Raw genomic sequence first — 21,496 nt, 5'->3', positions numbered from 1 at the left:
ATTCTTGGCGAACGCTCTGTCACATCGTCAGCACACGGCGTCAGTTCACCCGGAAGAGTGAAGACGCATCAAGGCTCCCAGGTTTCACAGCAGTTCAGCGGGGAGGCGTCAACCGTCGCGTCGTCGAGGCTACGTCGACACCAACGGGCAGCTGAACAGTTGCCTCGCGATGGCGGGCGGCCGCCACACCCCGGTCCAGGACACGGAGCCGCAACGAGCGCCCTCCCAGCTACTTCGGATGCCGCCTATCCCTGTCGGAAGAACCACGCCATGCGCGGCTCCATGAACGGTTTGGCGATCTTGGCGATCGGAGGGCTGCAGAGCAGTAGTGCGGCAAGGGCCGCCCCGGCGGTCAAGGCCAGCTGTCCGAGCGCGGTGTGGACGAAACCCGTTCCGTAGACGCCCTGTTGGATCAGCCAGCGCTGGAGGAACGGGTGAAGCAGGAACGCGCACATGCTCGCAACACCGAGCCCCGAAACCCATGACCGACCACGGGGGACCAGGGCCAAGAACGCGGCGCCGAGCACAGCTCCTGTCACGTTGATGGCCAGGGACTGCGCCGCCCAGTGGAGGTAGGACGCGTGGAGCCCGGAGGCCCCGCCGCTGCGGTAGAGCCAACCGAGCCCGAGACTCGGGGCCACCACGTAGGCGGCGAAGGCCCCTACGGCGAGGAGCGGGAGGGCCACGGCTTTGAGAACTCGGCTCTCACGCAACCAGCTGATGGCTTCTGGGCGCAGGGTGAGCCCGGCGACGAAGAACGGCAGAAACTCAAGCGTGCGGCCGACGGAGAGCTCGGGGGTCAGGGGGAGGGCGCCAGCGGCGAGCGAGATGGCCGTTGCGGTGGCCGGGTCTGTACGGTCTTCAGCTCTTCCAAGATCCTCGTAGCCGCCGGCTACGCGCACCCGCTCGATGAACCGCTCCCGGGCGGTGCCGCTCCTGGAAACCGGTCCGGTGGAGGTGTCCGCCGCCCCTAGCTAGGGCAGGCGCCAGTCGACCGGATCCGCGCCCTGGCGGGCGAGCAGGTCGTTGGCCCGGCTGAACGGCCGGGAGCCGAAGAAGCCGCGGTCGGCGGACATCGGGCTCGGGTGGGCCGACTCGATGCAGGGGACCTGTCCCAGCAGCGGCTTGAGGCTGCGGGCGTCGCGTCCCCAGAGGATCGCGACGAGTGGGACGCCCGGGCCGCGTTCGACCAGAGCGCGGATGGCCTGGTCGGTCACGGCCTCCCAGCCCGCCCCGCGGTGGGCGCCGGGCTTGCGGGGGGCGGTGGTGAGCACCCTGTTGAGCAGCAGCACGCCCCGCCGCGTCCACGGCGTCAGGTCGCCGGTCGCGGGCGCGGGCAGGCCGAGGTCCTGCTGGTACTCCTGGAAGATGTTGACCAGGCTGCCGGGCAGCGGCCGCACGTCCGGGGCGACCGAGAACGACAGCCCGACGGCGTGGCCCGGGGTGGGGTAGGGATCCTGACCCACGATCAGCACCCGTACGTCCGCGAGCGGTTGCTGGAACGCCCGGAGGATGTTCGGGCCGGCGGGCAGGTAGGTCCGCCGCTGGGCGATCTCGCCGCGCAGGAACTCCCCCATCGCGGCGATCTGCCCCTCCACGGGCGCCAGGGCCTTCGCCCACCCGGTCTCGACGATCTCACTCAGGGGACGCGCAGACATGCCAGGAGCCTAGCCCATACGGAGCAGCCCTCCGCCCGGCTACCCGAGCGCCTGCCGGGCCGCCTCGGCCAGGGGTTCCGCGGAGACGGACTCGGCCGTGTCCAGGGCCCGGCGCAGCGCGACGTCGGCGTCCTTCTCCCGCCCGGGGGCCGCCCGAAGGGCGAGTCCCAGGGCGAGTTGGGCGCGGGCGCGCTCGTAGGGGGCGGGTGCGGTGGCGAGCAGGTCGGCGGCGCGCTGGTGGTGGTCGAGCCGGGCCGGATCGTTCGCGGGCAGGGTCTCGGCCACGGCCAGGTGGGCGGCGCCACGGGCGGACGCGGTGCCGAAGCGCTCGGCGTAGCGCAGGGACTCCCGGGCCAGTTCCCGTGCCTCGCCGGAACGTCCCTCCCCGACGAGGACGTTGGCGAGCACGCGGCGCCACGGGCTCCAGCCCGGGTTGCGCATGCCCCGGCGGTCCAGGCGGGCGCCCGTGTCGCGCAGCACCGCCTCCGCGCCCGCCGGGTCGCCCGCCGCCTGGAGCAGGGCGCCGAGGACCGTCTGCGAGTCGGGAAAGGTGACCGCGTTGGAGAACGGCGCCTGGAACCGGTAGGCGTCCGCGTACTCGGAGGCCTCGGCGACCTTGCCCCGAGCGACGAGGACGGCGATCAGCGTGCCGGTGGCGTACCAGTGGACGGGCAGTCCCTCGCCCACGCGGTCCGCGATGTCCAGTCCGGTGCGGGCCTCGCGCTCAGCGTCCGCCAAGTCGCCGCTGCGGTAGTGCACGTAGCCGAGGATGGTGTGCGCGAAGGCGAGGTGCGCCCCGCGCCAGCCCGCGCGTTCGTACTCCGCTATCCCCTCGGCGAAGAGCGCGACGGCACGCTCGGGGCGGTCGGCGAACATGTGGACGAGCGCCGTCAGCACCGGGACCTCGAAGCCCCATTCGGGGTCCGCCCAGCTCAGGCCGGAGCCCTGCAGGGCCAGGTCCGCGTAGCGCAGTGCGGTCGCGTGGTCCTCCCCACGGACGGTGGCGTCCCAGGCGCGCAGGCCCCAGACGTAACGGGTGGCCGTGTCCGGCGGGCCGCCGGGGTGCTCCAGTTCCAGCAACTGGGCCAGGTCGGCAAGGCGTTGCGAGCGCGCCTCGGAGTCCTGCTCGTGCGCGTCGAAGGCGCACCACATGAACTCCCAGACCTCCAGCCGCAACCGGTGGTCCGGCCGGGCCGCGCGGGCGGCCTCCCGCGCCATGCAGGCTGCCGCCTCGGACAGCCGGTTGCTGTGCGCGAGGGACTGGGCCAGCAGGACGCTCGCGCCGAGGTGCAGCTCCGGCGAGAGGTCCGGCTGGGCCAGGGCCTCGCGCAGCTCGTCCACGGTGGCCTGGGGATCGTAGAGCAGGGTGGAGCTGCCGAGCTCGAAGTGCACCTGGGCGCGCAGCTCGTCCGGCGGCGGTTCGGCCACGGCCCGGCGCAGGCAGCGCTGGGCCGCGTCGGGCGCGCCGGCCTGCATGAACATCCCGGCGGCGGCGCGCAGTTGGCTGACGACGTCGGGGTTCCCGGTCGGCTCCACCTCGAGCCAGTGCCGGGCCACGACGACCGGACTGCGGCCGGTCTCGACCAGGATCCACGCGGCTCGCTCGTGCAGGCCGGTCCGCAGCTCGTCGGGGATGGCGCCGTAGACGCTGCTGGCGACGAGGGGGTGGATGAACTCCAGTACCTGCCCTCCCGTCAGCACCCGGGCCCGGCGCAGTCTCTCGGCTGCCTCCTCGGCGTCCGCGCGGGACAGGGACGCGACCTGGGCGGCCAGCTCGAGCGGGGTCGCGATGCCGAGGACGGCCACGCACCAGGCCAACTGGACCGCCGCTCCGCCCAGTTGCTCGATCCGTTCGACCAGCCCGCGGCCCTGGGTGGCCTGCGCGATGCGGCGCAGCGCCGGCCACGCCGCCTCCGCGGGGGCGATCCCGCGATCGCGGGCCTTGGCGACGAGTTCGACGGTCTCGAAGGGGTTCCCGCCGGTGACCGCCCACACCTCGCGTCCGAAGGCCTCGTCCACGCGCTGCCGGCTGTCGGCGTAGAAGCGGGCGCAGAGCTCGGCCACGGCCTCGGGGCTGAGCGGCTCCAGCCCCAGCGGCCGCACCCCGTTGTCCCCGGGCATGGCCCGGAACGCCTCGGCCCAGTCCGGCAGTTCGGCGGGCCGGTAGGCGACGGCGAGCAGCACCGGCAGGTCCGCGAGGCGGGAGGCGAACGCGGCGAGCCAGGACAGCGAGTGGGGGTCGGCCCAGTGCGCGTCGTCGACGACGAGGACGAGCGGCCCGCGGGCGTGGGCGAGGTTGGTGACCACCCAGTCCAGGCCGTCCCGCACACCTTGCGGGTCGGGCGGCGCGGCGCCCTCGGGCGCGGCGAGCCCGACGGCGGGGCCGACGATCTCCTGCCAGTCACCGAGGAGGGCCCGCACCCCGGCCTCGTCCGCGTCCGCGAGCAGGGGGCGCAGCAGCCCGCGCACGACGTGGAAGGCGCTGTTGGCCTCACGCTCGCCACCGCGGGCGGCGAGCACCATGAGGTCGCGCTCGTGCGCGAGTTCGCGCACGGCGGCCAGCACGCTGGTCTTCCCGAGACCCGCCGCACCGGTGACCACGAGCAGCCGGTCCCCGACGGACGCGGCCCGCGAGCCCCGCGCCAGCCGGTCCAGCGCGGCCCGGGCGCTGCGGAGTTCCGCTTCGCGCTCGAGCAGGTTGCTGCGCATCATGCGCCGAGCGTAGCGAGGAAAGCCCCGGCGGAGGGGCAGATTGACGCTCCGACAGAAGCCCCTCAGGGGGCGCGAGGAACTGCGCGAGCAACACCCCCGCCCACGGAGGTCCGGCCGCCTCAACGGGCCGGACCTCCCCGAGTGGGGTGTTGTTCGCGCAGTTCCTCGCGCCCCTGGAGGCTGCGCCTCCCAGCGTCGCTGCGACGTGCAGCGCTCAGGGAGAACCGGCCCCGGCTGCCGGACAGGCGCCCGTGCTTGGTGGGCTGGTCGCGCCCACGCGGCGGAGCCGCGCATGGCTGCAGCCTCGCGCCCCTGAGGGGGCTGCGACTAGCGGCCGGTGATCAGGTTGCCCTTGAGGATGACTGCGAGGGGGGCGGAGAGGACGGACAGGTCCGCGCGGGGGTCGGCGGGGTAGAGGACGAGGTCCGCGGGGGCTCCCTCAGCGATGCCCTCGCGGCCGAGCCACTCCCGGGCGTGCCAGGTCGTCGCCGCGAGGGCCTCTACCCGGGACAGCCCGGCCTTGTGCAGTTCCGCGACCTCGTCCGCGACGAGGCCGTGGGGCAGGGAGCCACCGGCGTCCGTGCCGACGAAGACGGGGATGCCCGCCTCGTGCGCCGCCGCGATCGTGTCGTAGCGGCGGGCGTGGAGGTCGCGCATGTGGGCCGCGTAGCGGGGGAACTTGGCCTCGCCGGAGGCCGCGATCTTCGGAAAGGTGGCGATGTTGACCAGCGTGGGCACGATCGCCACGCCCCGCTCGGCGAAGAGCGGGATGGTCTCCTCCGTCAGTCCCGTCGCGTGCTCGACGCAGTCGATGCCCGCCTCCACCAAGTCGCGCAGCGAGGACTCGGCGAAGCAGTGCGCGGTGACCCGGGCGCCCTCCTCGTGTGCGGCGGCGATGGCCTCGTCGACGGCCCAGCGGGGCCAGCTGGGGGCCAGGTCGCCGGTCTCGCGGTCGATCCAGTCGCCGACCAGCTTGACCCAGCCGTCCCCGGCGCGGGCCTCCCGGCGCACGTAGGCCGCCAGGTCGCCGGGTTCGATCTCGTGGGCGAAGTTGCGGATGTAGCGGCGGGTGCGGGCGATGTGGCGGCCGGCACGGATGATCCGGGGCAGGTCCTCGCGGTCGTCGATCCAGCGGGTGTCGGCCGGGGAGCCGGCGTCGCGGATCAGCAGGGTGCCGGCGTCACGGTCCGTCAGGGCCTGCTTCTCGCTGGTGGCTTCGTCCACCGCGCCGTGGGCGTCCAGGCCGACGTGGCAGTGGGCGTCGACCAGGCCGGGCAGGGTCCAGCCGGTCACCGTGGCGGTGGCGGGAGCCGTGGGCCGGGTGAAGGTGATCCGGCCGTCGAGCACCCACAGCTCGTCGCGGACCTCCTCCGGGCCGACCAGGACCGGGCCGCGGACGTGTATGACCTGGGCCGGGACCGGGGCATGGGCGTCGGACACGGCGTCAGTTCCCTTCCAGCGCGCGGGCGCGGACGGCGCGGCGCAGTTCGTCGAGCTGGTCGTCCAGGCCGCGGCGCAGCGCGGCGGTGAGGTCGGTGCGGGCCAGGCACTCCTCGGCGGCGGCGACCGTGGCGGGCTCGGCGGCCTGGGACGGGAAGCCGTTACGGGCGAGGAGGCGGGCCACCGCCGGGCCGCGCCGGTCGGCGGCGGGCACCGCGTCGGCGAAGAAGCGGGGCACGAACGGGTGCACCAGTTCGGCCTGTTCGGGCTGCCAGAAGCCCTGGGCGGTGGCGCCGAGGAGGTAGTTGGACAGCTCGCCGTGGAACATCGCCTGCCAGGCGGCCTCCTTCGCCTCGGCGGTCGGCAGCGCCGCCCGGCACCGCGCGGCGCCCTCCTCGCTGGTGGTGGAGGGGTCGCGGGCCAGTTCGGCGGCGATCTCGGACTCCCCCGCGCCGCCCAGCACGGTGAGCCGGAGCAGCAACTGCCAGCGCAGGTCCGGGTCGAGCTCGGGGCCGCCGGGGACGGTTCCCTCGGCCAGCCACTGCTGCAGCTCGGCGACGTCGCTGGGGGATCCCGCGGCGGCGATCAGGCCACGGACGGCGATCAGGCGCAGGCCGCTGTCGGTCAGGTCGCCCTCGGTGCGGCGCAGCAGCGCCCGGCAGAGCCGGGCCAGTCCGGCGAGCGCGGTGGGTCGTGCGGCAGGCGGCAGGTACTGGTCGGCCACGGTCTGCTGGGCGAAGCCGAGCACGGACTGGACCAGGTGCACGGACTGCTCGCCGGGCAGGTGGCGGTCCACGAGGTCGAGGAAGGCGCCGGGGGCCAGCTCGCCGTCGCGGACCCGGTCCCGTGCCTCCGTCCACAGCACGGCGCGCGCGGACTCGTCGGGGACCTCGGCCAGCGCGGCGGTGACGGCCTGCCACGACTTCTCGTCCAGGCGGGTCTTGGCGTAGGCGAGGTCGGAGTCGTTGAGGACGAGCAGGTCGGCACCCCCGGCCGCGTCGAGCGCCACCGGCTCGTCGGTGGCGGGGAGTTCGAGGGAGGTGCGGGCCGTCCGCTCCAGCCGGCCTTCGAGGTCGCGCGTGTATCCCGCGGTGCTGAGCAGGTGCGGGCGCCGCACGCCGTCGGCGGAGTCGTGCAGGAGTTGACCGTCCGTCAGCCGCAGCGTGTCGACGCCGCTGGTGCGCAGCCACCGTTCGGCCCAGCCGTGGACGTCCCGGCCGCTGGCGGCGGCGAGGGCCTCGAGCAGGTCGTGCAGCGTGGCGTTGCCGAAGGCGTGCTGGTCGAAGTGGCGGTTGACCCCCTCCAGGAACGCCTTCTCGCCCAGCCAGGCGACGAGTTGGCGCAGCACGGCCGCGCCCTTGGCGTAGGAGATGCCGTCGAAGTTCTGCAGCGCGGCGGCGGTGTCCTCGACCTCGGTGGGGGCGACGGGGTGGGTGGAGCGCCGCTGGTCGGCGGCGTAGCCCCAGTTCTTGCGGTCGGCGGCGAAGCCGGTCCAGGCGCCGGTCCAGCGGGTGGAGGAGGCCACGACCTGGTAGGCCATGTACTCGGCGAAGGACTCGTTCAGCCACAGGTCGTCCCACCAGCGCATGGTGACCAGGTCGCCGAACCACATGTGCGCCATCTCGTGGGCGACGACGATGGCCCGCTCCTCGCGCTCGGTGTCGGCGACCTGGGAGCGGAAGACGAACTCGTCGCGGAAGGTCACGCAGCCGGGGTTCTCCATCGCGCCGGCGTTGAACTCCGGGACGAAGCACTGGTCGTAGCTGCCGAAGGGGTACCGCTGCCGGAAGATCCGGTGGTAGTGGTCGAAGCTGCGCCGGGTGGTCTCCAGGATCTCCTCGGCGTCGGCGTCCAGGTGCGCGGCCAGCGAGCGGCGGCAGTGCAGGCCGAGGGGGATGCCGTCGTGCTCGGAGAGCACGCTGTGCAGCGGGCCGGCGACGACGCTGACCAGGTAGCTGCTGATCGGCTGGGTGGGCGTGAACGCCCAGCGACCGGCCTCCCCCTCGGCGGGCCGGGAGACGGCCTCGCCGTTGCCGACGACCGTCCACCCGGCGGGGGCGTTGACGGTCAGCTGGTAGGGGGCCTTGAGGTCGGGCTGGTCGAAGGCGGCGAAGACGCGGGGGCCGTCGTCGAGGAAGGACTGCGTGTAGACGTACGCCTCGCCGTCGGCGGGGTCCGTGTACCGGTGCATGCCCTCGCCGGTGTGCGAGTAGGCCATGTCCGCCTCGACCACGAGCTCGTTGTCGGCGGCGAGGCTGGTGAGCGGGTACCGCCCGTCGCTGAGCGCGGCGGGGTCCAGGGCCCGGCCGTTGAGCACGATGCCGTGCAGGGTGCGCGGCTTGACGTCGAGGAAGGTGCCCGCGCCGGGGGTGCTGCAGCCGAACCGGATCACGGTCCGGGAGGCGAACACCTCCTCCCCCCGCGTCAGGTCCAGCTCCACCTCCGCGGAGCGGACCTCCAGCAGGCGTCGTCGTTCCACCGCTTCGGCACGCGTCAGGTCAGCCATGGGGATCATTGTGCACGCCCCGCCGGGGGCGGGGCGTGCGGCCTGGCGGACCCGCGTCAGCGCAGCTCGGCGGGGAGCAGGTGCGGCGGGACGGTCTGGAAGGTGACCGGGCGGAGCCAGCGGTCGATCGCGGAGCCGCCGACCGACGTGGTCGCGGAGGTGGCGGAGGGGTAGGGGCCACCGTGGGTCATGGCGGGGGCGACGGCGACACCGGTGGACCAGCCGCCGAAGAGGACGCGGCCCGCGAAGCGGGCCAGGCGGGACAGCCAGGCGGCGGCCTCGGGCTCGTCGGGCTCGGCGTGCAGGGTGGCCGTGAGGTTGCCGCCGAGGCGCGCCAGGACCGCTTCGACGTCGCCCGTGTCGCGGTAGCGGATCAGGACGGAGACCGGGCCGAAGCACTCCTCGGGCAGCTCGCCGTCGAAGTCGGCGGCGTCCACCTCCAGCAGTCCGGGCCGGACGGCCTGCGGCGCGTCCTCGGTGGGCGCGGCAGCCGCCGGGACCAGGGTGCGCACCCCGCTCTGCGCGGCGCGGGCCGCGAAGCCGGACAGGAAGTGCTCGCGCATCCGGGCGTCGAGCAGCGTGCCGGGGGCGACGGCTGACGCTGCGTCGGCCGCCGCCTGCACCAGCTTGTCCCCGTCCGCCGTGGCCGGGACCAGGACCAGGCCGGGTTTGGTGCAGAACTGGCCCAGGCCCAGGGTGTAGGAGCCGACCAGCCCGGTCGCGATCTCCTCGGCCCGCTCGGTGGCCGCCCGCTCGGTGACCAGGACCGGGTTGAGGCTGCCCAGCTCGCCGTAGAAGGGGATCGGCACGGGACGCGAGACGGCCAGGTCGAACAGGAAGCGCCCGCCCGGGATCGAGCCGGTGAAGCCGACCGCCGAGATCAGCGGGTGCTGGACCAGGTCCACCCCGGCCTGGCGGCCGTGGACCAGGGTGAGCACGTCCGCGGGCAGGGCCAGCGAGGCGGCGGCGTCGCGGATCGCGGCGGCCGCCAGCTCGCTGGTCTCCGGGTGGTCGGGGTGGGCCTTGACGACGACCGGGCAGCCCGCGGCCAGCGCGCTGGCCGTGTCCCCGCCGGGGACGCTGAACGCGAAGGGGAAGTTGGAGGCCGCGAAGACGGCGACGGCGCCCAGCGGGACCTTCCAGCGGGCCAGCTCGGGCCGGGGCGGGACGGCGGACGGGTCGGCCGCGTCGCGGACCACACCGAGGTAGGAGCCGTCCTCGACGATGCCGGCGAAGAAGCGGAACTGATAGGCGACGCGGGCGAGTTCACCGGTCAGCCGGGGGACGCCCAGTGCGGTCTCCGCGTCGGCGGCGGCGATCAGCCGCTCCGCACGGGCCTCGACCGTCTCGGCGGCGGCGCGCAGCAGGGCCGCGCGGCGCGGGCGGTCCGCGAGCGCCTCCAGCGTGGAGTGCGCGGCGCGCACCGCCGCGTCCACGGCGGCGGCGTCCGCCTCGACGCCGACCTCCTTGCGCGGCTCGCCCGTGCGCGGGTCGTGGCTCAGCACCGGTTCCATGACTGCTCGGTCTCCTCGTCAGCGAGTTGGTGAGTCCCCGTCACGCCATGCCGTGACGGACGGGGGCGCCGCCTCCGGTTGGGCCGGCTCCCGGCCGGAGGCCTAGGGAGTGTCCTGCCGGGTCCGCGGGCCGGTGCACCCGGCCGGTCAGGGCACCAGCACCGTACCTCGCCCGGGCCAGGGCCGTCCGGGGCGTCAGCAGGTCCTGGTCCGCGGCCGGGTGGACGTGGACCTGACCGCGACGGCGGTCACCGGGCAGTGCGCGGACAGGCCCTGGGCCGGACGGACCCCGACGCGAGCGGCACCGGGGTTCACCGTCACGCGAAGCCCCGGCCGGGCCTCCCCCACACCGATCCACTGCGACTTCCCCCGTTCCCCGCGGACCAGGCCCTGACATCCGGATCCCCTGATTGGTCCCCTGACGAGCCGCCTCCCGGCGCTACGGTGGTGCCAGACCGACACTCGGCACCGGCCGAGTCCACCTGGCACCGGGAGGCCACCGTGTCCGCAGTCCTCACCTCCGGCGGCAACCTGCCGCTCGAGCGCGCGCAGCTGACCGTGGAGGTGGCCGCGCCGAAGGCGCTGGACGTGTCGGCGCTGCTGCTCGGCCCGGACGGCAAGGTCCGCTCGGACGCCGACCTCGTCTTCTACAACGCGCCCGAGGCGCCGGGGGTGCGCTACACCCCGTCAGGGATCCAGGTGGACACCGGACTTGTGCCGGCGGACGTGGAGAAGGTCGTGGTCACCGCCAGCCTGGACGACACCCAGGGCACCTTCGCCGGGACCGAGCCCACGGCCACCGTCCGGGACACCGGCTCGGGCGCGGTCGTCGCCACCTTCACGCCCGCCCGGCTGTCCACCGAGACCGCGCTGATCGTGGTCGAGCTGTACCGGCGCGGCGGCGCGTGGAAGCTGCGCGCGATCGGCCAGGGCTACGCGGACGGCCTGGCCGGGATCGCCACCGACTTCGGCGTCAGCGTGGACGAGGAGCCGGCGGCAGCCGCTCCCGCCGCCGTGCCCGACGACTTCCCACTGGCCCCGCCGACGCCCGCCCCCACGCAGGCCCCGGCTCCGTTCACCGCTCCCGCTCCGACTCCGGTCACCGCTCCGGCTCCGGCCGCCGCTCCGGCTCCCGGGCGGGTCACCCTCGACAAGGGCAAGGTCTCACTCACCAAGGGCGGTTCGGTGTCCCTGGTGAAGGACGGCAAGCCCTTCCTCTCCTCGGTGCGCATGGGCCTGGGCTGGGAACCCGCCTACGGCAAGCGGAACATCGACCTCGACGCCTCCGTCATCGCCTTCGACGCCCACCGCAAGGAGCTGGAGAAGGTCTGGTTCATGCACCTCCAGGGCTTCAACGGGGCCATCCAGCACGCCGGGGACAACCTCACCGGCGAGGGCAGCGGCGACGACGAGACCATCAACGTCCACCTGCAGGGCCTGCCGCCCCAGGTCAGCGGTCTCGTCTTCACCGTCAACTCCTTCTCCGGGCAGAAGTTCACGGACGTGGCCAAGGCCTACTGCCGCCTGGTGGACGCGGCCACCGGCGCCGAGCTGGTCCGCTTCGACCTCACCCACGCCGAACCGCGCACCGGGGTGATGATGTGCAAGCTGGTGCGCATGCTCAGCGGCGAGTGGGTGATGACGGCGCTGGGCGACTACGTCGACTCGCGCACGGTCAAGGGCATGGTCAAGTCGGCGGCCGCTGCGCTGTGACGCTGCGCAGCCGGACCCGGGTCACCCGTGCGCCCTCGACGTCGCCGGCCGGCGTCGTCAGCGTCAGCGGCGCCGCCAGCTCGACCGGCTCCCGCACCTCGCCGTCCACAACGCGCCACTCCCCCACGGGAGTCCGCTTCCACAGCAGCCGACGGGAGCGGTCCACCAGGTAGTCCACGCCGCTCGCCGTGGTGATCTGGGCGAACCGCTCCTCGCTCGACTCCGGCACCGGGGCCAGGCTGGTCCGCAGCAGCGGCGCGGCGTCGGGCAGTTCGCGCTCCTCGAGGACCGGACTGCCCAGCACCCACTCCTGGTCGTCCAGCAGCATCCGGCCCTCGTCCGCGCCGGGGCGGTAGCGCTGCCAGCCGTAGGGCGCCTCGCCCTGGGCGGTGACGAACAGCGCACGGGTCTCCTGCGGCCCCGTCCGCAGGAGGTAGCTGTGTCCCGCTGCGGTACGCAGCAGGCGGTAGGCGGGATCGGGCACCTGGTTCCCCGTCGGTCGGGCTCGCACTCTGTCTGACGATCTTGTTCTAGCGCGGCGGCCGCACGAGCGGAAGGGCTCCGTCCGCGGTTACCCGGCGCGGTTCAGTCCACCAGCAGGCCGACGACCCAGGACACCGCGACCGCCGCGCCGGCTATCACGCCGAACACCGCGGCGGGGTGTCCGGACCAGCGCAGCCGCAGCAGCCGCAGCCGCAGCCGCTGGAGCAGACGTTGACGACGCGTCAGCCAGGAGTGCACGTGCCGACTCTACTCAGCCCGAGCCGTCCGCGACGACACACGCCAGCAGGGCGCCGGTCGAGCGCACCCGGAGCTTGTCCACGGCGTCGGCCCCGGGCAGCGGATGCGTCCAGCCGGGACCGTCCACGAGCAGCGTCACCGTCACCGGCGTGCCCCACCCGTCCGGGCCGTGCCCGGTGACGGTCACCGTCGCGGTCGCCCCCTGCGGGGCGAGCGACAGCGACAGGCCCGAGCGTTCGGGCCCGAGGGGGATGTCGACCTCGCTGTTCGCGGCGATCGGCGGAAGGTAGGCATACATCGCGCGTCCTCCGTGCTTCGTCCTCGCCCTCCCTCCACGGTGGCACGCCCCGCTCCCGGCGCCACCCGGGCGGACCGGGCGCGGAGCGGGGCCTTTGGCGGGGCCTTAGCGGCGCGGGCCAGCCTGTCGCCGTCCTGTCCGGCCCCGCGACCACCGGAGCGCGCGCCATGAGCGGCGACCTGCCTGTCTTCCCCTTCGAGGACGTCTCGCCCGCGGACGACTTCGTGTCCGCCTACGCCGAGCTGCGCGCGAGCTGCCCGGTGCCGAAGGTGCGGCTGTCCACCGGCGGCGAGGCGTACTTGGTGACCCGCTACGAGGACACCAAGCGCGTGCTCAGCGACCCGGTGTTCAGCCGCGCCGCCTGCATGGACCCGGAGGTGCCGCTGCTGCTGGAGGGCGCCCGGGTGCCCGGCCTGATGACCAACCTGGACCGCCCCGAGCACACCCGGCTGCACCGGCTCACCGTCAAGGCCTTCACCACCGGCACCGTCGCCCGGTACCGGCCGCGGATCCGGGAGATCGCCCACGAGCTGGTGGACCGGATGACCGCGGACGGCGCCACCTCCGCGGACTTCGTGGCCGCCTTCGGCACGCCCTTCCCCACCCGGCTGATCTTCGAGAAGTTCGGCGTCCCCACCCACGACGTCGAGCGGATGATGCACTGGCTGACGGTGATCCTCTCCTTCGGCCGGTTCACGCCCGAGGAGCAGGCGACCGCCTTCGCCGAGGTGACCGCCTACATCGCGGAGCTGGTCGCCGCGAAGCGCGCCGAGCCCGGCGACGACTTCACCAGCGCGCTGATCCAGTCCCGCGACGAGGGCGACCAGTTGACCGAGGAGGAGCTGGTCGCGCAGATCTGGGTGCACCTGGGCGGCGGCTCGATTGCCTCCTCGAACATCATCCCGAACATGGCGGTCACCTTCGCCCGCCACCCGGACCAGTGGGAACTGCTTTGCCGGAAGCCGGAGTTGATCCCCAGCGCGGTCGAGGAGGTGCTCCGCTACGTCGCCGCGGCCACCACCAGCTTCGAGCGGATGGCCATGGCCGACGTCGAGCTCTCCGGCACCCGCGTGCCGGAGGGCTCGGTGCTGATCCCGCTGCTGGCCTCCGCCAACTTCGACGAGGACGCCTTCGAGGACGCGCGCCGCTTCGACATCACCCGGGTCCAGCGCAACGCCCACCTCGGCTTCGGCCACGGGCCGCACCGGTGCGTCGGCTGGGCACTCGGCGTGGCCGAACTGGAGATCGCCCTGGAGGTGCTGACGGAGCGTCTGCCCGGGCTGCGCCTGGCCGCCCCGGACCCGGGCCTGGACTGGGACCAGGGCGTCGCCATGCGCCGCCTGGTCTCCCTGCCCGTCAGCTGGTGACGATCCGGCTCGTGCCGGTCAGTCCCGGGTCGCCAGCGCCCGCAGGAAGAAGGCCAGGTTGGCGGGGCGCTCGGCGAGGCGGCGCATGAAGTACCCGTACCACTCGTTCCCGTAGGGCAGGTAGATGCGCATGGTGGCGCCCTCGTCCACGAGGCGCTGCTGCTCCTCGGGGCGGATGCCGTAGAGCATCTGGTACTCGAAGGAGTCGCTCTTGCGGCCGTTCCACTGCGCCAGCTGGCCGGCGATCCTGATGATGCGGGGGTCGTGGGAGGCCACCATCGGGTAGCCCTCCCCGGCCATCAGCACCTTGAGGCAGCGGATGTAGGCCTTGTCCACCTCGGACTTCTTCTGGAACGCCACCGACTCGGGCTCCTTGTAGGCGCCCTTGCACAGCCGGACCCGCGAGCCGGCGGCGGCGAACTCCGCGCAGTCGGCCTCGGTGCGGTGCAGGTAGGCCTGCAGCACGACGCCCAACCACGGGTAGTCGCGGCGCAGTTCGCGGGCGATGCCCAGGGTGGAGTCGGTGGTGGTGTGGTCCTCCATGTCCAGGGTCACCGTGGTGCCCGCGTCGGCCGCTGCGGCGCAGATGCGGCGCGCGTTCTCCAGGGCGATCCGCTCGCCGTCCCTGGGCAGGAACTGACCGACCGCGGACAGCTTCACCGACACCTCGGCGCGGTCCGCCAGGCCGGTCTCCTTCAGCGCCGCGAGCAGGTGCTCGTAGGCTTCGGCGGTGGCGGCCGCCTGGGCGGCGTCGCTGGTGTCCTCGCCCAGGTGGTCGAGGGTGATCCGGCGTCCGGCGCCGACCAGTTCGTCGGTGACGGTGACCGCCTCGTCGAGGCTGTCACCGGCGACGAACCGCTTGACGATGGCCCGGGTGGGGGGCAGCGCCTCGATCAGCTTGCGGGACTGCGGGGAGCGGGAGGCGGCCAGAAGCGTGGCGCGGAGCATGCGGGCACTCCAAGGACAGGGCGGGAAAGGGGGTTGCCGAGCGTGGGACTGAACTACGGAGATGAGGCCGCGCCCCCGCGGCAACGGGGGAGTAGGCGGGGGCGCGGTGACCGGGGCACGCTGCTGACGGGTTGTCAGCCCATGTGCGGGTAGCGGTAGTCCGTCGGCGGGACGAAGGTCTCCTTGATGGACCGCGTCGAGGTCCAGCGCAGCAGGTTCTGCGCGGCGCCCGCCTTGTCGTTGGTGCCGGAGGCGCGCGCGCCGCCGAAGGGCTGCTGGCCGACGACCGCGCCGGTCGGCTTGTCGTTGATGTAGAAGTTGCCGGCGGCGAAGCGCAGCTTCTCCATCGCGTGGGCCACGGCGGCCCGGTCGGTGGCGATGATCGAGCCGGTCAGACCGTACGTGGAGACCGACTCCATCTGCTCGAGCATCTGCTCGTACTGGTCGTCCTGGTAGACGTACACGGCCAGGATCGGACCGAAGTACTCGTCGCGGAAGTACTCGGCCTCCGGGTCGGAGCAGACCAGCACGGTCGGCCGGACGAAGTACCCCACCGAGTCGTCGTAGGCGCCGCCGGCCAGGATCTCGACGTTCGGGTCGGCCTTGGCGCGGTCGATGGCGGCCTTGTTCTTGGCGAAGGCCCGCTCGTCGATGACGGCGCCCATGAAGTTGGCCAGGTCGGTGACGTCGCCCATGGTCAGCCACTCGACCTCGTTGCGGAAGTCCTCACGCAGCTCGGACCAGAGCGAGGCGGGGACGTAGGCGCGGGACAGCGCCGAGCACTTCTGGCCCTGGTACTCGAACGCGCCGCGGGTCATCGCCGTCTTGAGCACCGCGGGGTCGGCGGACGGGTGGGCGACCAGGAAGTCCTTGCCGCCGGTCTCGCCGACGATCCGCGGGTAGGAGCGGTAGCCGGCGATGTTCTGGCCGACCTGCTGCCACAGGTGCTGGAAGGTGGCCGTGGAGCCGGTGAAGTGGATGCCCGCCAGGTCCGGGTGCTTGAGCGCCACCTCGGAGACGGCCAGGCCGTCGCCGGTGACCATGTTGATGACGCCCTTGGGGAGCCCGGCCTCCTCCAGCAGCTGCATCAGGTAGTGAGCGGCGAACTGCTGGGTGGGGGACGGCTTCCAGACCACCGTGTTGCCCATCAGCGCGGGCGCGGTGGGCAGGTTGCCGGCGATGGCGGTGAAGTTGAAGGGCGTGATCGCGTAGACGAAGCCCTCCAGCGGCCGGTGGTCGGTGCGGTTCCACACGCCGGGGCTGGAGATCGGCTGCTCGGCCAGGATCTGCCGGGCGAAGTGGACGTTGAAGCGCCAGAAGTCGACCAGCTCGCAGGGGGTGTCGATCTCGGCCTGCTGCGCGGTCTTGGACTGGCCGAGCATGGTGGCGGCGGCCAGGGTCTCGCGCCAGGGGCCGGACAGGAGGTCGGCGGCGCGCAGGAAGATCGCGGCGCGGTCGTCGAAGGAGAGGGCGCGCCAGGCGGGGGCGGCGGCGAGGGCCGCGTCCACGGCGTCCTTCGCGTCCTGGACCGTGGCGTTGCGCAGGGTGCCGAGCCGGGCGGCGTGGTTGTGGGGCTGGACCACGTCGATGGGCTCGCCGCCGCCGAGGCGGCGCACTCCGCCGATGGTCATGGTCAGCTCGACGGGCTCCTGCTCGCCGAGACGCTTCAGCTCCGCCTCCAGCCGCGCGCGCTCCGGGCTGCCGGGGGCGTAGCTGTGCACCGGCTCGTTGACCGGCGCGGGGATCTGGGTCACAGCGTCCATCACGCGCGCTCTCCTCGTTGAGGCCTGACGCGGGCGTGGTTGCCCGCAGTGCTCACGCTAGGCCCGCGGACCGGGACAGGTATTTGTCCAGCTGCATAGGATCGCCCCATGGACCCTGTTCGACCGGACAATCACCCGGACGCCGCAACTGCGCCGGACGAGGGGCCGGTCCTGGGTCTGAGCCTGCGTCAGCTGCTGATGTCCCTGGGCGAACCGGTGCTGGAACTGCAGGGCGCGCCGCGCGGACTGGACGTCGAGGTGTCGGACGTGGCACTGCTGGACCCGTCGGATCCGCCGAGCGCCCGTCCGGGTGAGCTGGTGCTGGCCATCGGGGTGCGCGGCCGGGCCGCGGCGCTGCCGGTGCTGCGGGCCGCGGCCCGCGGCGGCGCGGCGGCGGTGGCGCTGCGCATCGACTCCCCCGCCCAGGCCGAGGCGCTGCGGGAGGCCGCCGAGGACGCCGGAGTGGCCCTGCTGGCGGTGGGCGCGGACGTCCGCTGGGAGCGCGTGGACGCGCTGGTCCGGGCCGCGTTCGCGCGCGGCGTGGAGGAGGTCGAGCCCGGCGGCGAGGAGGGCGACCTGTTCGCGCTGGCGCAGACGACGGCCGTGCTGACCGGCGGCATCGTCTCGATCGAGGACACCGCCAACCGGATCCTGGCCTATTCCCGCTCCTCCGACTCGGACGAGATCGACGACCTGCGCCGGCTGACCATCCTGGGCTGGCAGGGCCCGGAGCCCTACCTGTCGAAGCTGCGCGAGTGGGGCGTCTTCCAGCAACTGCGCGCTGGGGAGCGGGTGGTGGCCATTGACGCGCATCCGGAGCTGGGCCTGCGGCGCCGGCTGGTCGTGGCGATCCGGTCCGGGGAGCGGCAGTTGGGCACCATCTGGGTGCAGGAGGGCGCCGCCCCGCTGGCCGAACGCGCGGATCAGGCGCTGCTGGGCGCGGCCCGGGTGGCCGCGCTGCATCTGGTGCGTCGGCGGCGGGAGTTGAGCTCGGAGCTGCGGCTGACCCAGAACCTGCTGTCCGGCCTGCTGCAGGGCACCACCTCCCCGCAGACCCTGGCCGCCCACGTCGGCCTGGACGCCAAGCGCCCGGCGGCCGTGCTGGGCTTCGCCCTGCCGGGCGCGGCGAGCGAGTTGAGCCGGGACGAGACGGTCAGCCTGGTCTCGGTGCACGCGGCGGCCCGCCACCGCAGCGCGCTGGTGGCCCCGGCGGACGACCGGGTCTACGTCCTGCTGCCCGAACTCCCGCGCGGCATCGCCCCCGCGACGCTGCGCGGCTGGGCCCAGGACGTCGCCGACGCGGCCACCCGGCACCTCCACCTCCCCCTTCGGGGCGCGGTCGGCGCCCTGGAGCCCGGCCTCTCCGGCGCGGCCTCCTCCCGGGCGGAGGCGGACCGCATCCTGGACGCCATGGCGAGCGGGCAGGTTCCGGTGCAGGTCGCGGCGTTGCCGGACGTCCAGGCGGAGGTGGCGCTGGCCGAGCTACTGGCCCTGCTGGAGGCCCACCCGACCGTCCGCGACCCCCGCCTCGACGCGCTGCGGGACCACGATGCCCGCGGCGGCGGCCAGTTGGCCGCCTCGGTGCTGGCCTGGCTCGACGCCTTCGGCGACGTCCGCGAGGCCGCGCAGGCCCTGCACGTCCACCCCAACACCCTCCGCTACCGGCTCCGCCGGGCCGAACACCTCACCGGCCTCGACTTCACCAGCCCGGAGCAGCGGGTCCTCGCCATGCTCCAACTCCGCCTCCGGCCCAGGTGACCCGCCCCGAGCACGCCGCGCACCGGCTCCGTACGCCCGCAAGCAGGCCCGCCTCCGGCGGCCTTGCTCCGATGACGGAGTCGCAGCCAGGACACCCACGCCCCGCCAGGGGCAACGCCCCGCCAAGGACAACGCCCCGCCAAGGACAACGCCCCGCCAAGGACAACGCCCCGCCAAGGACAACGCCCCGCCAAGGACAACGCCCCGCCAAGGACAACGCCCCGCCAAGGACAACGCCCCGCCAAGGACAACGCCCCGCCAAGGACAACGCCCCGCCAGGGGCAACGCCCCGCCAGGGGGTCCGGGGGCTAGCGCCCCCGCCAGCGGCGCCAGAGGGTGAGCCAGGCTTCGGGGTCGGCGTCGGTGCGCCACGCGCGCTGCGCGGGGGCGCTGGGGACCTCGCTCGCGAACGCGGTGAAGCGGATGCTCTCGTCGCGGGCCCGCTCCCCCTCCGGCCCCGCAGGGAACCACGTCTCGCTCAGCGCGAGCGCGATCATCTGGCTGACCAGCGAGGACACCGCCTCGTCCGCCGCCTCGCGGTCCTCCCCCGCCAGCCGCATCTGCTGGCGTACCGCGCGCTCCCACAGGTCCTCGCGCTCCTGATGCTCCGTCACCGCCTCGACCCGCAGGGCGTGCGCGACGCAGTAGTCCACCAGCCGCCGGTGCGCGTCCAAGCCCAGCGGTTCGTCGGGCGGCGGCTCGGCCGGCGCCCGACGCCGGCGCTCCCGCAGCCGGACCAGCAGCTCCTGCCGCCCCACCGCGAACGGCTCCAGATCCCCCACCTCGGCCAACTCGACGTCCCCGTACGCGACTCCACGGCCCGCCACCGTCAGCGACACCCCGCGCAGCCGCAGCCGCGCCGCCCACAACGGGCCCTCCCGGCGCAGCCGCACCGGGTAGGGGACGCCGTCCACCCGCAGCACCGCGCCCCGCGGCTCCTCGGCCGCGAAGCCCCGTTCGTCAGTGATCCCCGCGTGCTCGCGCAGCCGGTCCCGCTCGTCCTCGATCACGTCGGGCAGGGGGTGCTCCGGCAGCTCCGCCGCCTCGTCCGCCGTGCGGACCTCCAGCCACGGGCCGTCCCCGGCCAGCGCGTCCCCCGCCGCCAGCACCAGCCGCACCAGGGACGGGCCGTGGCGCTCCCAGGAGGACAGCACCGTCCCGGTCACCCCGGCGGCCGTCGCCGCGAAGACGGGGAAGCCGCGTTCACCGAGCGCGCCCAGGTCGGCGGCGGCCAGCTCGCGCATCAGGTCCTGCTCCACGCCCCAGCCCCTCCCTCGGTCGGACCCACCCTACGGAACCCTACGGAGTCCGGCCCCCGCCGCGCACCGGACTCCGGGAGGCGGGTACGCCGTACGGGCGACTGGGCGGCGGAACGGGCGTGCCGCGCCGCCCCGCGCAGACCGGCGCACGCACAGTGACGATGTGCTGCCGACCACACCGACCCCACCGTCCCGTCGCCTGATCCGCCGTCATCTCGCCGTCCTGGCAACCCTGCTGGGCCTGGCCCTGCCGCTGCCGGGGCAGGCCCGCGCCGCGGGCCCGGACCCCTACCACTGCTCACCACCGCCCGCAGCCCAGGACGGGGACCGGCTCGCCGTCCGGCTCAGCTGGGACGCGAGTCCCATGGCCCCGGGCGGCGCCCGCACCCTCGGGGTGCTGGTGCGCAACCACGGGAGCAGCCCGACCACCGAGCCGACGCAGGTCGTGGTGCACAACTTCGTCCCCACCGACATCCGTCCGGCCGGTCCGGGGGACGACACACTGACCCACTTCACCGGCGGCGTGTCCTGGACCGTCCCGGCCGGGCTGGAACCGGGGGCCTTCGTCCGCACCCAACTGCGGCTCAGGCTCGCCGCCACCGTCGCGCCGCACTCCGTCGAGCACTGCGACGTCACCGCGTACAGCGGCGACGACCAGGCCACGGCCCGCTACGACGTGGTGACCGGGGACCCGGAGGTCGACCTGCGGGCCACCCCGTACGGGCCGTTGAAGGCCAGGCCCGGGGAGGTGCTGGACTTCGGGCTGCTGTTCCACAACGCCGGGCCGTCCAACGAGTACACCGGGCCCGTCACGGTGACCGCCGTGGCCCCCGCGCTGACCTCCTGGGCCCGCCCGCTGCCGTACCGCTGCACGCTGACCGGCCGGGGGCAGTCCACGCTGTCGTGCACCTACCCGGGCGCACCGGTGGTGTGGCGGGACGAGTTCGAGTCCGCGCACCTCGCGGTCTCCCGCTCGGCCCGCCCGGGCATGTCGCTCGCCGGCGGCCTGCTCACCATCGAGGACCCGTTCCAGCGGAGCCGCCCCTCGGTCACCGATTTCCGGGTGAACGTGGTCGGTTGACGCCGCGTCAGCGCCGGGTGCCGCAGTCGGGGCAGAAGGCCGCCCCCTGCGGCAGCTGGGCGTTGCAGGACCGGCAGGTGTCCTCCTGTGCCAGCCGGTAGCCGCAGCCGGGGCAGAAGCGGGCCCCGTGCGTCTCCGTCCGGCACTGCGGACAGACCAGCTGGGTGGGCCGGTTGACGTCGTAGGCGGCGCCGCGCGAGCTGCCGGCCTCGTAGGCGCTCTGCGAGGCGGCGTCGTTGAGCCCGCGCTGCGCGGCGGCCGCGACCTCGGCGGCGGTGTCCGGCGCGCAGTTCAGGCACAGGCCCTGCCCGGCGTTCCAGCAGCGGCCGCAGACGTAGTGCGTGCAGCGGGGGCAGCGGTTGAAGTGCGCGGCCGCGTCGTGGACGGCGTCCTTGAACGCGTTGTCCTTCGCCGGGCCCCAGTTGGCGCCGACGATCCCGCCCAGCGCGCTGCTGGCCTCGCTCCCCGCCCGCCCGAACGCGCCCCAGGCGCTGGACACCGCGCGGTCCACCCAGCCGGTGACCCGGCCGGCGGTGTAGGGGCGGAAGGCGGAGCGCCAGGTGTCGTAGCAGCGCGCGCAGGAGAACTCGAACTGGAAGCCCGCGCCGGTGCCGTTCTGCTCGCACAGGTCGCGGTAGTTGTTGCTGAAGTAGATCTCGCCGTCGCTCATCGCGGCTGCACCCCCACGCGGTCCCCGGATATCCCCCGATTGCGGGACACAGCGTGGCACAGACCCCT

General features: G+C 74.1%; 17 protein-coding genes. 4 read left to right on the top strand and 13 right to left on the bottom strand.

Annotation, left to right across the window (positions count from 1 at the left end; genetic code table 11):
- Positions 1-245 precede the first annotated feature (245 nt).
- The 6 genes from ACFP3V_RS08620 to ACFP3V_RS08595 form a co-directional block, all read right to left on the bottom strand.
- A complete protein-coding gene (locus tag ACFP3V_RS08620; RefSeq protein ID WP_380581538.1) occupies positions 246-902 on the bottom strand; it encodes a hypothetical protein in 657 nt (218 codons plus the stop codon).
- 72 nt (positions 903-974) lie between these two features.
- Positions 975-1,658 carry a uracil-DNA glycosylase gene (locus tag ACFP3V_RS08615; protein ID WP_380581536.1) on the bottom strand — a complete coding sequence of 228 codons (684 nt, stop codon included), beginning with the start codon at positions 1,656-1,658 and terminating at the stop codon, positions 975-977.
- Between the two features lie 39 nt (positions 1,659-1,697).
- Positions 1,698-4,370, bottom strand: coding sequence for an ATP-binding protein (locus ACFP3V_RS08610; RefSeq protein WP_380581534.1), 2,673 nt, complete (start codon positions 4,368-4,370; stop codon positions 1,698-1,700).
- A 327-nt stretch (positions 4,371-4,697) separates the two neighbouring features.
- Positions 4,698-5,810, bottom strand: a complete 1,113-nt coding sequence (locus tag ACFP3V_RS08605; protein ID WP_380581532.1) for an amidohydrolase family protein — start codon at positions 5,808-5,810, stop codon at positions 4,698-4,700.
- A 4-nt stretch (positions 5,811-5,814) separates the two neighbouring features.
- Positions 5,815-8,316 (bottom strand): aminopeptidase N, encoded by a 2,502-nt coding sequence (gene pepN, locus ACFP3V_RS08600; protein WP_380581530.1) that lies wholly within the window; start codon positions 8,314-8,316, stop codon positions 5,815-5,817.
- Positions 8,317-8,372: 56 nt separating this feature from the next.
- The gene (locus ACFP3V_RS08595; protein WP_380581528.1) at positions 8,373-9,830 is read right to left on the bottom strand and encodes an aldehyde dehydrogenase (NADP(+)); all 1,458 of its coding nucleotides are present in this window, start codon (positions 9,828-9,830) and stop codon (positions 8,373-8,375) included.
- A gap of 501 nt (positions 9,831-10,331) precedes the next feature.
- Between ACFP3V_RS08595 and ACFP3V_RS08590 the strand changes: the two genes are divergently transcribed.
- Positions 10,332-11,543, top strand: coding sequence for a TerD family protein (locus ACFP3V_RS08590; RefSeq protein WP_380581525.1), 1,212 nt, complete (start codon positions 10,332-10,334; stop codon positions 11,541-11,543).
- Here ACFP3V_RS08590 and ACFP3V_RS08585 read toward each other — a convergent pair.
- From ACFP3V_RS08585 to ACFP3V_RS08575, 3 genes are all read right to left on the bottom strand, one after another.
- Positions 11,518-12,027 carry a hypothetical protein gene (locus tag ACFP3V_RS08585; RefSeq protein ID WP_380581522.1) on the bottom strand — a complete coding sequence of 170 codons (510 nt, stop codon included), beginning with the start codon at positions 12,025-12,027 and terminating at the stop codon, positions 11,518-11,520. The genes ACFP3V_RS08590 and ACFP3V_RS08585 overlap by 26 nt on opposite strands.
- Positions 12,028-12,128: 101 nt before the next feature.
- Entirely contained in the window at positions 12,129-12,284 is a 156-nt protein-coding gene (locus ACFP3V_RS08580) for a hypothetical protein (RefSeq protein ID WP_380581519.1), read from the bottom strand.
- A gap of 13 nt (positions 12,285-12,297) precedes the next feature.
- Complete coding sequence (locus ACFP3V_RS08575) at positions 12,298-12,582, bottom strand: hypothetical protein (protein WP_380581516.1); 285 nt, start codon at positions 12,580-12,582, stop codon at positions 12,298-12,300.
- 167 nt (positions 12,583-12,749) lie between these two features.
- On the opposite strand from ACFP3V_RS08575, the gene ACFP3V_RS08570 reads away from it, so the two are divergent.
- The gene (locus tag ACFP3V_RS08570) at positions 12,750-13,949 is read left to right on the top strand and encodes a cytochrome P450 (RefSeq protein WP_380581514.1); all 1,200 of its coding nucleotides are present in this window, start codon (positions 12,750-12,752) and stop codon (positions 13,947-13,949) included.
- Between the two features lie 18 nt (positions 13,950-13,967).
- Here the strand turns inward: ACFP3V_RS08570 and ACFP3V_RS08565 are convergent, their stop codons facing one another.
- Both ACFP3V_RS08565 and pruA read right to left on the bottom strand, forming a co-directional pair.
- A complete protein-coding gene (locus ACFP3V_RS08565; RefSeq protein ID WP_380581512.1) occupies positions 13,968-14,897 on the bottom strand; it encodes a proline dehydrogenase family protein in 930 nt (309 codons plus the stop codon).
- 134 nt (positions 14,898-15,031) lie between these two features.
- Positions 15,032-16,660: an L-glutamate gamma-semialdehyde dehydrogenase gene (pruA, locus tag ACFP3V_RS08560; protein ID WP_380581510.1), complete on the bottom strand. Its 1,629-nt coding sequence runs from the start codon at positions 16,658-16,660 to the stop codon at positions 15,032-15,034.
- A gap of 108 nt (positions 16,661-16,768) precedes the next feature.
- On the opposite strand from pruA, the gene ACFP3V_RS08555 reads away from it, so the two are divergent.
- The gene (locus ACFP3V_RS08555) at positions 16,769-18,418 is read left to right on the top strand and encodes a PucR family transcriptional regulator (protein WP_380581508.1); all 1,650 of its coding nucleotides are present in this window, start codon (positions 16,769-16,771) and stop codon (positions 18,416-18,418) included.
- Between the two features lie 308 nt (positions 18,419-18,726).
- On the opposite strand, the gene ACFP3V_RS08550 is transcribed toward ACFP3V_RS08555, so the two are convergent.
- On the bottom strand, positions 18,727-19,677 hold the full coding sequence (locus ACFP3V_RS08550) for a hypothetical protein (protein WP_380581506.1): 951 nt from the start codon (positions 19,675-19,677) through the stop codon (positions 18,727-18,729).
- Positions 19,678-19,840: 163 nt separating this feature from the next.
- Here ACFP3V_RS08550 and ACFP3V_RS08545 point away from each other — a divergent pair, with 163 nt between their 5' ends.
- Complete coding sequence (locus ACFP3V_RS08545; protein ID WP_380581504.1) at positions 19,841-20,758, top strand: hypothetical protein; 918 nt, start codon at positions 19,841-19,843, stop codon at positions 20,756-20,758.
- 7 nt (positions 20,759-20,765) lie between these two features.
- Here ACFP3V_RS08545 and ACFP3V_RS08540 read toward each other — a convergent pair whose 3' ends face one another.
- Positions 20,766-21,428: a double zinc ribbon domain-containing protein gene (locus ACFP3V_RS08540; protein WP_380581502.1), complete on the bottom strand. Its 663-nt coding sequence runs from the start codon at positions 21,426-21,428 to the stop codon at positions 20,766-20,768.
- Positions 21,429-21,496 lie beyond the last annotated feature (68 nt).

Source organism: Streptacidiphilus monticola (genome assembly GCF_042658505.1).
Taxonomy (GTDB): Bacteria; Actinomycetota; Actinomycetes; order Streptomycetales; family Streptomycetaceae; genus Streptacidiphilus; species Streptacidiphilus monticola.
Note: the sequence above shows the minus strand (reverse complement) of the source record. Positions and strands in the feature narration are given on the sequence as shown.

Bases quoted from the DNA above. Each gene is read 5' to 3' on its own strand.
- ACFP3V_RS08615 (WP_380581536.1), bottom strand. From the start codon at position 1,658: ATGTCTGCGCGTCCCCTGAGTGAGATCGTCGAGACCGGGTGGGCGAAG.
- ACFP3V_RS08610 (WP_380581534.1), bottom strand. From the start codon at position 4,370: ATGATGCGCAGCAACCTGCTCGAGCGCGAAGCGGAACTCCGCAGCGCC.
- pepN (WP_380581530.1), bottom strand. From the start codon at position 8,316: ATGGCTGACCTGACGCGTGCCGAAGCGGTGGAACGACGACGCCTGCTG.
- ACFP3V_RS08595 (WP_380581528.1), bottom strand. From the start codon at position 9,830: ATGGAACCGGTGCTGAGCCACGACCCGCGCACGGGCGAGCCGCGCAAG.
- ACFP3V_RS08575 (WP_380581516.1), bottom strand. From the start codon at position 12,582: ATGTATGCCTACCTTCCGCCGATCGCCGCGAACAGCGAGGTCGACATC.
- ACFP3V_RS08570 (WP_380581514.1), top strand. From the start codon at position 12,750: ATGAGCGGCGACCTGCCTGTCTTCCCCTTCGAGGACGTCTCGCCCGCG.
- ACFP3V_RS08565 (WP_380581512.1), bottom strand. From the start codon at position 14,897: ATGCTCCGCGCCACGCTTCTGGCCGCCTCCCGCTCCCCGCAGTCCCGC.
- pruA (WP_380581510.1), bottom strand. From the start codon at position 16,660: ATGGACGCTGTGACCCAGATCCCCGCGCCGGTCAACGAGCCGGTGCAC.
- ACFP3V_RS08555 (WP_380581508.1), top strand. From the start codon at position 16,769: ATGGACCCTGTTCGACCGGACAATCACCCGGACGCCGCAACTGCGCCG.
- ACFP3V_RS08540 (WP_380581502.1), bottom strand. From the start codon at position 21,428: ATGAGCGACGGCGAGATCTACTTCAGCAACAACTACCGCGACCTGTGC.